Genomic DNA, 14,190 nt, shown 5'->3' with positions numbered 1-14,190 from the left:
AATAATTCTTCATTCTTCATTCCTCATTCTTCATTGATAAAGAATGAGTGTAGTTAAAAAACTGGCGTCGCAAACCGCCGTGTATGGGGTGAGCAGCATTGTGGGCCGGGTGCTCACCTACCTGCTGGTGCCGGTGTACACGGCCGCTTTCGCGGCGGCAGAATATGGCGTGGTGACGGGGCTGTACGCCTACGTGTCGTTTCTGAACGTGGTGTTTACCTACGGGATGGAAACCACGTTTTTCCGGTTTGCCAACCGCCCCGGTACCGACCGGCGCGAACTGTATAGCCGGGTGCAGACCCTGCTGCTGCTGAGCAGTGCGGTGCTCACGGCGGGGCTGCTGCTGCTGGCGCGGCCACTGGCCGACTTGCTGAATATTCCGGCGGGCCACGAGCGGTACGTGGTGTGGGTGGCCCTTATTCTGGGGCTCGACGCGCTGGCGGCTATTCCGTTTGCCCGGTTGCGGCTCGAGAACAAGGCCCGCAAGTTTGCTGCCATCAAGCTGGCCAGCATTGCGCTGAACGTAGCCCTGAACCTCTTCTTTATTGTGCTGTGCCCGGCGGTAATGCGCGGCGAATGGCTGCCGGGCCTGCAGCCGCTAGTGGCGCGGCTGTACGACCCCGCAGTGGGCGTGGGCTATGTTTTCCTCTCCAACCTGGTGGCGAGTGGCCTCACGCTGCTGCTGCTGTGGCGCGAGCTGCTGGGCTTCCGGTTCCGCCTGAATCTGGAGCCGTTGCGGCCGCTGCTTAAGTACGCCTATCCGCTCATGTTTATGGGGCTGGCGGGCATGGTAAATGAAACACTGGACCGCATTCTGTTGCCCCTCTGGCTGCCGAAGGACTTTTATCCGGGCCAAAGCAGCCTGACGGCGGTGGGTATATACGGGGCGTGCTACAAGCTCAGTATTTTCATGTCGCTGGTTATTCAGGCGTTTAGGTACGCGGCCGAGCCGTTTTTCTTCGCGCAAAGCACCGAGAAGAACTCGCCGGCTACGTTTGCCATGATTTTGAAGTGGTTTACGCTGTGCTGCGCCGTGATATTTGTGGGCATCAGCCTGAACGTGGAAGACTTCGGGCAGCTGTTTTTGCGGCGGCCGGAGTACCTGCAGGGGCTGGTAGTGGTGCCCATTCTGTTGCTGGCCAACCTGTTTCTGGGCGTGTACTACAACCTGTCGGTGTGGTTTAAGCTCACTGATAAAACCTATTACGGCACCTACATCGGGGTGGGCGGCGCGGTACTCACCATTGCCCTCAATTTCCTGCTGATTCCGGTGCTGGGCTACCTGGGCTGCGCCATTGCCACGCTGGCGTGCTACTTTATGATGGCAATGCTGTGCTGGCGGCTGGGCGAGCGACACTTTCCAGTGCCGTACCCGGCGCTACGGCTGGGGCTGTGGCTGCTGGGCGCGGCCGGGCTGGTGGCGCTGGGCTGGTGGGTGCAACCCACCGATTGGTGGGTGCGCCACGCGTGGCACGCCGGGCTCACGGTGGGGTTTTTGCTGGCGCTGTGGCTCATTGAGCGCCCTCGGGTGGCGGCAGCGGCAGCCGTTTAGCTTAGGTGCTGCCAGTATAGGGCCGTTGCTATCTTTGCGCGTCTCTCTTGTGACTGACTATGCATATTCCCGTAATAAACGCCTCCCACCACCCGCTGCCCGAATACCAGACGCCCCACGCCGCCGGCCTCGACCTGCGCGCCCACCTGGAGGCACCCGTGACGCTGGGGCCACTGGAGCGCGCCCTGATTCCGACGGGGCTCAGCCTGGAAATTCCGGTGGGCTACGAGGCGCAAATCCGGCCCCGCAGTGGCCTGGCCTACAAGCACGGCATTGGCTTGGTGAACAGCCCCGGCACGATTGACGCCGACTACCGCGGCGAAATCAAGGTGCTGTTGGTTAATCTATCTAACGAACCGTTTGTGGTAAACGACGGCGAACGCATTGCCCAGCTGATAGTTGCCAAGCACGAAACCATTTCCTGGCAGCCCGTAGAGGAGCTCAGCGCAACCCAACGCGGCGCGGGCGGGTATGGAAGTACGGGCGTTGGGTAATCACTCGTGCGTACTCGAAACGTCATGCTGAGCGCAGCCGAAGCATCTCGCGTGCCACCACTAATCAAACCAATTGAATTTAGTATTGCACGCGAGATGCTTCGGCTGCGCTCAGCATGACGTTCTTACTCATTCGCTAATCATCAAAACCACTAACTCAACATGAAAATCATCGTACCAATGGCCGGCATGGGCAAGCGCATGCGCCCCCATACGCTCACCGTTCCCAAACCCCTGATTCCGATTGCGGGCAAGCCCATTGTGCAGCGCCTCGTGGAGGACATTGCTAAGGTGTGCGGCGACCAAGTGGAGGAAGTGGCGTTCATCATCGGCCGGTTTGGTGATGCGGTAGAGAAGAGCTTGGTGAAAATTGCCGAGTCGGTGGGCGCAAAGGGTACCATTGTGTACCAGGACGAGCCGCTGGGAACGGCCCACGCCATTTTGTGCGCCAAGGAGTCATTGAGTGGCCCGGTGGTGGTGGCATTCGCCGACACCCTCTTTAAGGCCGACTTTACGCTGGATTCTTCGGTGCCCGGCACCATTTGGGTGCAGCAGGTGGCCGACCCCAAGCCGTTTGGCGTGGTGAAGCTGGACGCTCAGGGTCGCATCACCGACTTTGTGGAGAAGCCCCAGACGTTTGTATCGGACCTGGCCATCATCGGCATCTACTATTTTCAGGATGGCGAGTACCTGCGCAGCGAGTTGCAGTACCTGCTCGATAACGACATCAAGGACAAGGGCGAGTACCAACTCACCAATGCCCTGGAAAACATGAAGAACAAGGGCACCGTGTTTGTGCCCGGCCGCGTGACCGAGTGGCTGGACTGCGGCAACAAGGACGCTACCGTATTCACCAACCAACGCTACCTGGAATACCTCAAGGAGCGGGGCGAGTCGCTGGTAGCAGAATCGGCCAAAATCACCAATTCCGTTATCATCGAGCCGGTGTACATCGGCGAAAACGCTATTATTACCGATTCGGTGGTGGGGCCGCACGTGTCGCTGGGCGACCAGTCCAACGTGCGCGACTCGCGCTTGTCGAACTCCATTGTGCAGCAGTCGGCTTCGGTGCTCAACGCCGTTATCACCAATTCGATGATTGGCAACTTTGCTACCGTGACCGGCACGCCCGACGACTTGAGCCTGGGCGATTATAACCAGCTGCGGGTGTGACATTTTAGGGAGTAAATGCGTTACAACGACGCGGCCTTCTGCGGAGGGCCGCGTCGTTGGGCATTATTACCCGTAATTTTGTGAGCCGGGCCCCGTGTCCGGCTTTATTGCATATGCGTCAAGTTGTTCTTAGTCTGTTGTTTTGCCTGGGGCTGGTGGCCTCTGGCTACGCGCAGTCCGGTGCTGGCACCGGGACGCCCCCGTCTAAGCTGACGCGCAAGGAGCAGCGCGCGTTGGAAAAAGAGCAGCGCGACCTCAACAAGAAACTGGCCGATGCCCGGGCCAAGCGTGCCCTGGTACCGCCCCTCACCGAGCGCGAGAAAGAGCACACCGAAGCCCTGTTTGTGGAAGGGGTGAAGTACGCCCTGCTGGAAGACTACCCCAAGGCCTTGGAAAACCTGCTGAAGGCCTACGCCCTGAACCCTGACAATGCGGCCGTCAACTACAAAATAGCGGAGGCTAACCTGCAAAGCGGCAACTTGCGCGACGCCACCAACTACGCCGAGGCCGCCACGCGCCTCGACCCCAAAAACGCCTATTACTATCTCTTGTTGGCTACCATTCAGGCCAGCCAGAAACAGTACGATGGGGCCAGCAAAACCTACGCCACCCTCATCAAGCAGGTGCCCAACTCGGGCAGCTACCTGTTTAATCTGGCCGATTTGTACCTGGTGCAGAACAAGCTGCCCGAGGCCCTGGCTACGTTGGAGCAAGCCGAAAAGGAATTTGGGCAGGTAGACGAAATTTCCTTCAAGAAACAGCAGATTTACCTCAAGCAGAACAAGCTGGATTTAGCGCTGGGCGAGGGGGAGAAGCTCATTCGGGCCAATCCCAACGAAAGCCGCTACGTACTGGCCCAGGCCGAGATGTACGCCAGCAATAACCGTATGGACGATGCCGTGCGTGTGGCCAAGCAGGCCCTGCGCGTGGACCCCGACAACCCCCAGGCCCACATGGTGCTGGCCGAAGTGTACCGCCAGCAAAACCAACCCGAACAGGCCGCTGAGCAGCTCAAGCTGGCTTTCGCCAACCCGTCGCTCGACATCGACGAGCGGGTGCGCATTCTGGTGGGCTATATCAAGCAGCTGCCCAGCCCCAAGGAGCCGGTGAACCAACTGGCGCAGGACCTGGCCGCCGCCACCATCAAGGCATTTCCCAAAGAAGCCAAGGCGTACGCGGTGGCGGGCGATGTGCAGGCACTGACCAACCACCGCAAAGAGGCCCGTGACGCGTATCTGAAAGCGTTGCGCTACGACAACTCCAAGTTCCAGCTGTGGGAGCAGGTCGTGCTCATTGATGCCGAGCTGAACCACACCGACTCCCTGCTCGTGCACACTAACCGCGCTTTGGAGTTGTTCCCGAACCAGTCGTCGCTCTGGTTTTACAACGGCGTGGCCAATCTGCTCAAAAAGCAGCCACAAAAAGGCGTGAAAGCGCTGGAGTACGGCCGCAAGCTGGTGCTGAATAACCCCGCGCTGTTGGGGCAGTTCGACGCTCAGTTGGGCGATGCCTACAACGAGTTGAAGCAGTACGACAAATCGGATGCGGCCTACGAAGCGGCGCTGGTGAGCGAGCCCAACAACGTGCAGGTGCTGAACAACTACAGTTACTACCTGTCGTTGCGGGGCGAAAAGCTGGAGAAGGCCAAGCAGATGTCGGGCAAAGTAGTGAAGCAGTTCCCCGACAACGATACCTACCTCGACACCTATGCCTGGGTATTATACAAGATGAAAGACTACGCCGGCGCCAAAGCAGCGCTGGAAAAAGCGCTGGAAAGCACCAAAGATGCGTCGGTGATGGAGCACTACGGCGACGTCCTGTACCAGCTGGGTGAAAAAGACAAAGCCGTGGCCCAGTGGCAGCGAGCCCGCAAAGCCGGCATGGCGTCGGACCTGCTGGAACGCAAATTGAAAGACCGAAAATTGTATGAATAAACTCACTTTGCTGGTGGCCCTGGGGCTGTTGCTCGGGAGCTGCGCCCGCAAGGCGGTGCCCACTGCCTCCACTATCGGTCCCGGCACCTCGGTGCCGGTAGCCGAGTCCACGGTGCGTGCCACCAACACCACCTTCACGTTTCTAAACGCCAAGGGCAAGGCCCAAATCAGCCTCAAAGGCAACAAGCAGGGTGCCAACCTGGCTTTGCGCATGCGCCGCGACAGCATTATCTGGGTATCGGCCTCACTGGCGGGTATTGAGGGGGTGCGGGCCGTGCTCACCAACGACTCGGTGCACGTCATCAACCGCCTGGAAAAAACCTACTTCTCCGGTGGCTACGACTACCTCAGCAAGCTGCTGAACGTGCCGGTGAGCTTTGCCCAGATGCAGGCCCTGCTGCTGGGCGACTACGTGCCGGCGCCCACCGGCACCACGCCCACCGTAACCACCGAGGAAGCGGGTCGCCAGCGCGTGGCTTACCCGCTGGCCGATGTGGTAATAGAGCGCCTGCTGCAAGCCGGCACCGGCCGCGTGCAGCAACTGAAAGTGAGCGACGAGGCCACCAAGCGCAACCTAACGGTGGACTACACCGATTTCCGGCCGTTGGAGGAGCAGGGCAGTGTGTCCTTCGCGCACGCTACGTTTATTCAGGCCCAGCAGCCCGAATCGGGGGTGGCCACGGCCGCCATCAACTACACCAAGGTGAATGCTGGCCGCGAGCGGCTGGCCTTTCCCTTCTCGGTGCCCAAGGGCTACAAGCGGCAGAATTAACAAAAAAGCTCAGCAAGGCACACGTTGGATAAACAGGCACACCAAATCGAGGAGTTGAGGAACCCGGCAGGCATTGCTGGGGCGAGAAGAGGCGGAACCGTGTGGTTGCTGCTGGTGCTGAGCCTGTGGCTGGCCGTGCCCGTCGTGGCGCAGCAGCGCCCGAATACGAAAAAACAACCCGCCAAAACCACCAAGGCCCGCCCCACCACTGCCCCCAAAGCCAAGCCCCGCCCCAAAACCAGCCCCACCACCCGGCCCGCCGCGCGCCCCAAAAGCAAGGCCCAGCTAGAGCGCGAACGGCTGAGCAACCTGCGCCAGATTCAGCGAACCAGCCAAGAGCTAAACCAAACCCAGGAAAAGAAAAAAGCCAGCCTGGGCCAGCTCAACGTCATCAAGGAAAAGCTGACGGTGAAGAAGGAGGTCATTCAGGGCATCTCAACGCAGCTGCAGGGCATTGAATCCAATGTGAACCAAACGGCCACGCAGGTCCTCAAGACCCAGCAAACCCTGCGGGAGCTGAAGACCGAATACGCGCGGCTGCTGTATACGGCCTCCAAAACGGCCGATGGCTTCAACAAGCTCATGTTTCTGTTTGCCTCTGACTCGTTCAACCAATTTGCCCTGCGGCTGCGCTACGTGCGGCAGTACACCGAGGAGCGCCAGCGCCAGGCAGCCCGCATTATGGGGGCGCAGACGCGCCTGCACCAGCAGCTTACGGGCCTCACCCAGCAGCAGCGCCGCAAAAGCAGCCTGCTGAACACCCAGCTCAACGAAAACCGAAACCTGCTGTCGCTGAAAACCAAGGAAGACCAGATGGTGCAGCAGCTCAGCCAGCAGGAGCAGGGCTTGCGCCAGGAGCTGGAGGAGCGCCGCCGCGCCGTGGTGCGCCTCGACAACCTGATTGCCGAGCGGGTGCGCGGCACCTACTGGTACCACTCGCACACCATGCTGCAGGAGCAAAGCGGCGTGTACGGCGCCATCGTCATCGAGCCCCGTCAGGAGCGCCTGACCTACGATAAGGACCTGGTGCTGGTGCTTTCGGACTGGACCAACCAGAAGCCCCAGAACGTGCTACGCTTCCTCAAGCGGGGCACCGAGTGGTACAACATCCGCAAGGGCACGGCCACGCCGCTCAACCGCGTGGTGGCCCGCGGGGCCTTCGGGGCCCAGCTCAATTTCTGGAAGCAGCGCATGGAAGGCTTCGACATTGCCGACATCTACTACGATGCCTTTTTGGTGAACGGCCAGCCGGTGCAGCGCTACCCCGAATTCCGGCCCGGCGAGCGGGTGCGCTTGCGCATCGTCAATGGCTCGGCTTCGACGCAGTTCTGGATGACGTTTGGAGGCGAGGCCCCGCTGCTGGTAGCCGCCGACGGCCAGGACGTAGTGCCGGTGAAGCACAACAAAACCTTCATCGCGGTGGCTGAAACCTATGATTTTCTGGTGACCGTGCCCGCCAGCGGACAGCTGGAGCTGCGGGCCATGGCCCAGGATGGCTCTGGCACCACCTCGGCCTACCTGGGCACTGGCCCAGAGCTGGCCGCCCCGGTACTGCCCCGCCCCGACAAAATCGGGCTGATGCAGCAGATGGCTCAGATGAAGATGCGCATGGGCGCCCCCGCCCTCAAGTTCCGCCCCAGCCACGTTGATGCCCAGCAGATGAAAGCTAATTGGGGCATGCAGATGGACATGCAGGGAAAGCACGGAAAAATGGGCGACCACAAGATGGGCGACATGAATATGGGCGGCGACAAGCCGATGGCCGACATGGATAGGAGCGGCGGCGGCCAGCAGATGGACGGCATGAAGAAGAACGACCAGCCCGCAAAACCCAAGTCGGACATGGCTGGCGCAAATAAAATGTCCGGTATGAAGATGCCTGCCGATACGGCCCACGCTAGCCACCAGCTGCTAATGAAGGGCATGAAAACGGACGCCGCCAAACCGATGGCCGGCATGGACATGGGCGGCCAGAAGAAAGCGGGTTCCATGGGCGGCATGGATATGTTCGCCGAGTATAACTACGACTACCTGCGCGCGCCGCAGAAAACGGCCTACGCCGACACGGTGCCCGTGCGCGAAATCCTGCTCAACCTCACCGGCAACATGCAGCGCTACATCTGGAGCATGAACGGCGTGCCCCTGTCATCGGCCGATAAAATCCCGATTCGCAGCAACCAGATTACGCGCATCACCTACAACAACCTGACGATGATGCACCACCCCATGCACCTGCACGGGCACTTTTTTCGCGTCGTCAACGAAAACGGGGAGTACTCGCCCCTCAAGCACACCGTAAACGTGCCGCCCATGAATCAGGTGACGATTGAGGTGCTGGGCACCGAGCCGGGCGACTGGTTCCTGCACTGCCATATTCTCTACCACATGATGGGCGGCATGGCCCGCATTGCGAGCTACGACACGCCCCGCGACCCGCGCCTGAAAGGATTTCCGTTGAGCAACCTGCTGCACGAGACCAACCGCTACTACACCTGGGGCCGGCTCGACGTGGCCTCGCACATGAGCAGCCTCAACCTGACGTCGTCCGACCTGCGCAACCAGTTCAACCTGAGCGTGGAGTACGGCTGGAACCGCAACATGGAAACCGAGGCCACCTACGAGCGCTACCTCTACGACTACCTGCGCGTGTTCGGCGGCGTAAACATAGAAAACACCCGCCGCCGCGCCGTGCCAGTGCCCAACGAGCCGGGCCCGGGCAAAATGATGACCGAAAGCTCCGCCACGGCCGTAGCCGGCCTGCGCTTTCTCACGCCCTACCTGTTCAGCCTCGACGCCCGCCTCGATAACAAGCTGCGCCCGCGCCTGAGCCTGGGCCGCGAAATCATGATTTTTCCCCGGTTGGCAGCGTTTGGCTACTACGAGTACCAGGCCGATTTTGGGTGGGTAACCAAGCTCGAGAACAACCGCAGCTTCACCAAGGAAGTGGTGTGGAGTACCGGGCTGGAGTATTTGCTCTCCCGCAATTTCTCGCTCGTGGGCAGCTACGACAACCGCTTCGGTGGCGGTGGCGGCCTGTCGGCGCGCTTCTAGCAGCTTATATGGTGGACTACTTGCACTGGTACGCCGCCGGTGATTCATCCATTGTGCTCCAAACAGAAAGGCCTGCCCGGTAGCTTCGTTGCTACCGGGCAGGCCTTTTTCATGTCACCATTGGCCCGCCGCATTCACGGTGGGCCCAGCGGAGTTAATTATGGTCACCGGCATTGGAGCCGATAATGCCGGGCTCGTGTACGCCCCGGATAAAGCCCTGGCTGTCGCGCGGGGCTATGGCATCGTCCACGTTTTTCTGTTGCTCCTCCGTCATGTACTCATTGGTCACGGAGCTGGCATCATCGCCGTTTTTCGCGGCAACGGCGGCTTCCGCCTGGGCGTGGTGCAGCGTGAAAAGCGGGTCGCCTTCTTTCGGCACCTCTATTTTATTGGGCTCTTTATTCTGATTGTCTTTCTTGGAAGTATCGGCCATCAGTATCAGCGGGCCGGCCGGGATGTAAACGGCCGCCTGCTACCCATTAATACGGCCCAAAGGGGGCACAGGTTAAGGCTATTTAATAAAGTCTGTTCGCAAAGCGCAGCCAAATAAGAGCAGCGTGCACTACGCCAGCACGTTTTTATCCCGGAACCGTCCTCGGCAAGGTGGCTTGCAGCAGGCCGGAAACCGGTCATTATTTCCCTTCGGCCAGCCGGCTCGGCCGCTACCTTTGCCGCATGGAGTTTCAAAAAAAGAAGTACACGTTTCGCGGCATGGACGGCTACGCCGGGTTCCGCAACGGCCAGGAATACGAGCTGGAGTTAGGCCTGAGCCCTGCCGATGATGAGCGACCAGCCGAAATCATCATCATCAACCCCGTCTCCCGCCTGTGGATGCATTGCAGCAAGCAGGAGTTCGCCGTACGGTGGGAGAAAATATAAGGCGCTGAAGTTGGCCTGGGTCAACTCACCGGGCCCGCCCCCCAATGCTCATCCGCTACGGCCTGCATATGCTCCCTGGTCAGCGGCTTGTTGAGCACCCTCGGTTTTCCTAGGCTGTGAGCAACGTAGGGCACTCCAGTACACCCACGGCTAGCCGGCCACCGGATTTGGCCGGTCGCGGGTAGGCCCTGGTGCCGGTGCTGCTACCGGGCTCTTGCTGTGTGTGGCTTATTGCGCGGTGCTCGAATGCAGCCGCTCATACAGCAGCTGTGCGGCGGCAGTCAGCAGGGGCTGGTCGGTGGTGCGCTCCTGGCAGCGCTGCACGTCGTAGTGGCACAGCGTGCCGAAGGCTTTGCCCTCTCCATCGCGAATGAGTGCCCCGCAGTAGGAGATTACCGGGGTTTCGATGCCCAGCGCCTGCGGGTCCACGGTAGCGTCCAGAATCTGAACCGGGGCTTCGTGGCGGCCCACCAGCGAGCAGTACGTAGCGGCCATTGGGGCATCGGCCCCCTGCCGCACGTCGGCCATTTTTCGGTCAAACAATACCTCGCTGCGCAGCATGTCGCCATCAAAACGCCACATGCCCGTGTAGCGGTGGGGCGTGCGGCGGTTGAGGTAGCCCAGGGCCTCGTGCACGCCCTGCTGGTGCAGCACGGCGGTAAATTCGGCTATTTCCGCCTGCATGGCGTCTTCCTGGTGCGGGGTAGTTGCGTTCATCATAAGTAAAGGGAGGGAAACAAGACGTACCGGCTACCGGTAGCCGGGCCACCGAAATGCTGCCAGGTTCATTGCCTGTCTCAGGCGTTGTTCAATAATAGTAATGCGAACCGGGATGCCTCGTTATGGTTTACGGTGTACCAGCTATTCTCAGCGCCAAGAGCTACCCGGCTACGGGGCAATGCAGTGCTTTTATTGGAAATGATAGGCATCCAGCACCGATTGCAAGTCGTGCATGCGGCCTTCTACCTGGGCCAGAAAGGCGGTGGGCACGGGTACCTCGCTGCCATTGCGGGCGTTGAGGTAGCGCACCAGCGCATTCAGGGCGCCAATTTCTTCCTGCAGCTCGGCGCTCAGCTGCGTCCATTGGGCTTCGCCGGTGCCTGGGCGGGCGCGGCACTGGTGGCGCACGGCCAGGGTGCGGCTTACCAGGCCCGCCAGCAGCTCCAGAATGTGCTGCTCGTCGGGGGTGAAGGGGCGGGGCTCGCGGTCAATAAGGCACAGCGTGCCAACCGGGCGTTGGTCTGGCAAGTGCAGCAGGGCGCCGGCGTAAAACCGCAGGTGGTTATTCTCAGCCGCCTGCAGGGCTTCTTTCGGAATGTTTGTAGGGTGTTCCAGCAGCACGTCGTGGTACACCACGGCCTGGCCCTGCGTAATGGCAGTGGAACACAGGGCCTCCACGCGCGGCTGCTGGCGGTGGCCGGGCATGCCCACGTTGGCCAGGTAATGCACATCGGTTTCCTCCACCACCGACAGCAGCGAGATGGGTACCTGAAACAGGCGTGCGGCTAGGGCAACGAATTCTTCAAATACGGGCTCGGCAAGGGCAGCAAGCAAATCAAAGGAACGCAAGGCTAAAAGCCGGGCATTTTCATCGTTGGGCAGCGCAGAAGCGGGGGAAAGGTTTGCCATGCGGGCAGGAGTAGAATGGGAGTTCAGGGCGCAAGATATCCAAAGGAATACGGCATCCATAAAAAGGCGGTTTGTTCCTAGCCTTTCTAACAGCCCTTACGCTTACTTCTCTAATTCGGGGACGAGTTCAGCGCCTCAAGCCCCCGCGTAGCGCCACCCGCAGCCGCTTTGCTCAGTACACGACTGTATGTGTCAAACAGTCAGGTAACCCGCCAGTATTTGCTACCCTCATTAATGCGAAAGCTGCCCCCCGGCCTTAGCTTTGGTACTTCCCGACCCAAGCAAAAAAACGGGAATCTACCAGCCACCACATGTCTGACAACAACAAACGCCAGCTCGAACAGCAGCTCTGGAACATTGCCAATACCCTGCGCGGCAAAATGGACGCCGACGAGTTCCGCGACTACATCCTGGGCTTCATTTTCTATAAGTACCTCTCCGAGAAGATAAACCTCTACGCCAACCGCATTCTGGCCGAAGACGGCATCAAGTATCTCGACCTCGACGAGCACACCGCCGAGGGCCGGCAGTACCTCGACGCCATCCGCGAAGAGGCGCTGGCCAGCCTGGGCTACTTCCTGCTGCCCTCCGAACTGTTCAGCGAGATGGCCCGCAAGGGCAACGCCACCAACCAGGAGGAAGGCGCCAGCAACTTCATTCTCGACGAGCTCACGCAGGTGCTCAAGCACATCGAGCAGAGCACCATGGGCACCGAAAGCGAAGACGACTTCAACAAGCTCTTTGAAGACCTCGACCTGACCTCCACCAAGCTGGGCCGCACCGAGGCCGCCAAAAACGACCTCATCGCCAAGGTGCTGGGCCACCTCGACCGCATCGACTTCAAGCTGGAAGACTCGGAGGCCGACGTGCTCGGCGACGCCTACGAATACCTGATTGGGCAGTTTGCCAGCGGCGCGGGCAAGAAGGCCGGCGAGTTCTACACCCCGCAGGAGGTATCGAAGGTGCTGGCCAAGTTGGTGACCACCGGCAAAACCCAGCTCAAGTCGGTGTACGACCCCACCTGCGGCTCGGGCTCGTTGCTGCTGCGCGTGGCCAAGGAGGTGAAGGAGGTGAGCAAGTTCTACGGGCAGGAGCTGAACCGCACCACCTACAACCTGGCCCGCATGAACATGATTCTGCACGACGTGCACTTTCAGCAGTTCGACATCCGGCAGGACGATACCCTGGAGCACCCCCAGCACCTCGACCAGCAGTTTGAGGCCATTGTGGCCAACCCGCCGTTTTCGGCCAACTGGAGCGCCAGCCCCCTGCACCTCTCCGACGACCGGTTCAGCCAGTACGGCAAGCTGGCCCCGGCCTCCAAGGCCGACTTCGCCTTTGTGCAGCACATGGTGCACCACCTAGCCGAGAACGGCACCATGGCCGTGGTGCTGCCCCACGGCGTGCTGTTTCGGGGCGGGGCCGAGGGCCACATCCGCCAGTACCTCATCGAAGACCGCAACTACCTCGATGCCGTGATTGGCCTGCCCGCCAACATCTTCTACGGCACCAGCATTCCTACCTGCATTCTGGTGCTGAAGAAGTGCCGCGAGCAGGCCGACAGCGTCCTGTTCATCGACGCCAGTCAGCACTTCGGCCGCGAGAAAACCCAGAACTACCTGCGCCCCGAAGACATCGAGAAGCTGGTGGCCACCTACCGGGAGCGCCGCCCCGAGGCCCGGTACAGCCACGCGGCCAGCCTGGCCGAAATCCGGGAAAACGACTTCAACCTCAACATTCCGCGCTACGTGGATACGTTTGAGGCCGAAGCGGCCATCGACCTGCCGCAGCTGGCGGCCGCCCTGGCCGCGCTCGAAACCCAGATGCACGACACCGACCGCGTAGTAGCCGACTTCTGCGCCGAATTAGGAATCGCCAAGCCCTTTTAAGTGATGACCGCAGCAACCAAGCAACTGAACGTGCCGGCCTTGCGCTTCCCTGGGTTTGAGGGGGAGTGGAAATGGAGGAAATTAAGAGATGTATGTGAAAAAATACAAGATGGTAATTACGGAGGTGATTATCCGAAGGCAGATGAATTTACTCAAGAAGGAGTCCCGTTTTTAACGTCAAAGGCTTTAGGGAAAGACGGAGTCATAATAAATTCTAAAATTGATTATATATCATTAACTGATGTTACGCGGTGAATTGGGCTAGTTGCTGGTGCATGGCTTTGAGCCCAGTCAAATAGAGTTGAGCTTTTAAGCGAAAATGCCCCAGGCCGAATTGCAGTTTGAGTACTTCTAACTTGGTGTAAGCCAGAATGGAGGCGAAAAAATGATTGGCCTGGGTATCGGGCTTTTTGGTGGGCGATTTGCCCATCGATGTATTCTGTTTCAGTGATTTGTGGTATTCTTCAACTTTCCACCTTCTCTGGTAAATCGTCGTGAGTTGGGCTTGGTCCAAACTGGTATCGCTGCTCACCAGATATAACACGCCTTGCGAGCCGTCTTTGTTTGTAAAGACTTGTCGGGCTACCAGCACCGCCGGCTCGACGGACCGCAGCCAGACGCGCACGGGCTGCCCATCGGGAAAAGACAGGGTATCAAGGGCTTGGAAGCGGCCATTCTTTCGTTCTTTCTCGCTCAGCGCCACCGTGCGCGAGGATTCCAGGGCCATAATAAAATCATGGTCCAACCCCAACACGGCGTTCAGGTTCTCGGCCGAGGCGTACCAGCTGTCGGCCAACAGGTAGCGGTAGGCCACTTG

12 protein-coding genes are annotated in these 14,190 nt (G+C 59.8%); 8 read left to right on the top strand and 4 right to left on the bottom strand.

Going from position 1 to position 14,190, the window contains the following annotated elements; genetic code table 11:
- Positions 1 to 43 precede the first annotated feature (43 nt).
- The 6 genes from BEN48_RS01940 to BEN48_RS01915 all read left to right on the top strand — a co-directional run bounded on the left by BEN48_RS01940 (position 44) and on the right by BEN48_RS01915 (position 8,976).
- Positions 44 to 1,552, top strand: a complete 1,509-nt coding sequence (locus tag BEN48_RS01940) for an oligosaccharide flippase family protein (protein WP_070732408.1) — start codon at positions 44 to 46, stop codon at positions 1,550 to 1,552.
- A gap of 59 nt (positions 1,553 to 1,611) precedes the next feature.
- Positions 1,612 to 2,046, top strand: coding sequence for a dUTP diphosphatase (gene dut, locus BEN48_RS01935; protein WP_070732406.1), 435 nt, complete (start codon positions 1,612 to 1,614; stop codon positions 2,044 to 2,046).
- Positions 2,047 to 2,208: 162 nt separating this feature from the next.
- Positions 2,209 to 3,219 carry a sugar phosphate nucleotidyltransferase gene (locus BEN48_RS01930; RefSeq protein ID WP_070732404.1) on the top strand — a complete coding sequence of 337 codons (1,011 nt, stop codon included), beginning with the start codon at positions 2,209 to 2,211 and terminating at the stop codon, positions 3,217 to 3,219.
- 113 nt (positions 3,220 to 3,332) lie between these two features.
- On the top strand, positions 3,333 to 5,153 hold the full coding sequence (locus BEN48_RS01925; protein ID WP_083320672.1) for a tetratricopeptide repeat protein: 1,821 nt from the start codon (positions 3,333 to 3,335) through the stop codon (positions 5,151 to 5,153).
- Positions 5,146 to 5,925, top strand: a complete 780-nt coding sequence (locus BEN48_RS01920; protein WP_070732402.1) for a DUF4292 domain-containing protein — start codon at positions 5,146 to 5,148, stop codon at positions 5,923 to 5,925. The genes BEN48_RS01925 and BEN48_RS01920 overlap by 8 nt, the downstream gene beginning before the upstream one ends.
- A 99-nt stretch (positions 5,926 to 6,024) precedes the next feature.
- On the top strand, positions 6,025 to 8,976 hold the full coding sequence (locus BEN48_RS01915; RefSeq protein WP_241502138.1) for a multicopper oxidase domain-containing protein: 2,952 nt from the start codon (positions 6,025 to 6,027) through the stop codon (positions 8,974 to 8,976).
- Between the two features lie 154 nt (positions 8,977 to 9,130).
- Here BEN48_RS01915 and BEN48_RS01910 read toward each other — a convergent pair whose 3' ends face one another.
- A complete protein-coding gene (locus BEN48_RS01910) occupies positions 9,131 to 9,409 on the bottom strand; it encodes a hypothetical protein (protein ID WP_070732400.1) in 279 nt (92 codons plus the stop codon).
- Between the two features lie 242 nt (positions 9,410 to 9,651).
- Here BEN48_RS01910 and BEN48_RS01905 point away from each other — a divergent pair, with 242 nt between their 5' ends.
- On the top strand, positions 9,652 to 9,855 hold the full coding sequence (locus BEN48_RS01905) for a hypothetical protein (RefSeq protein WP_070732399.1): 204 nt from the start codon (positions 9,652 to 9,654) through the stop codon (positions 9,853 to 9,855).
- 228 nt (positions 9,856 to 10,083) lie between these two features.
- Here BEN48_RS01905 and BEN48_RS01900 read toward each other — a convergent pair whose 3' ends face one another.
- The gene (locus tag BEN48_RS01900) at positions 10,084 to 10,575 is read right to left on the bottom strand and encodes a hypothetical protein (RefSeq protein WP_070732397.1); all 492 of its coding nucleotides are present in this window, start codon (positions 10,573 to 10,575) and stop codon (positions 10,084 to 10,086) included.
- A gap of 189 nt (positions 10,576 to 10,764) precedes the next feature.
- A complete protein-coding gene (locus tag BEN48_RS01895) occupies positions 10,765 to 11,484 on the bottom strand; it encodes a GAF domain-containing protein (protein ID WP_070732395.1) in 720 nt (239 codons plus the stop codon).
- A gap of 311 nt (positions 11,485 to 11,795) precedes the next feature.
- Here BEN48_RS01895 and BEN48_RS01890 point away from each other — a divergent pair, with 311 nt between their 5' ends.
- Positions 11,796 to 13,373 carry a type I restriction-modification system subunit M gene (locus tag BEN48_RS01890; protein WP_070732393.1) on the top strand — a complete coding sequence of 526 codons (1,578 nt, stop codon included), beginning with the start codon at positions 11,796 to 11,798 and terminating at the stop codon, positions 13,371 to 13,373.
- Between the two features lie 244 nt (positions 13,374 to 13,617).
- Here BEN48_RS01890 and BEN48_RS01885 read toward each other — a convergent pair.
- Positions 13,618 to 14,190: transposase (locus BEN48_RS01885; protein ID WP_141764573.1), on the bottom strand; the 573-nt coding region annotated here is incomplete at its 5' end.

Origin of the sequence: Hymenobacter glacialis, assembly GCF_001816165.1 — a bacterium.
GTDB classification, from domain to species: Bacteria; Bacteroidota; Bacteroidia; order Cytophagales; family Hymenobacteraceae; genus Hymenobacter; species Hymenobacter glacialis.
The sequence above is the reverse complement of the archived record's forward strand: the minus strand, read 5'-3'. Positions and strand labels throughout refer to the sequence as shown.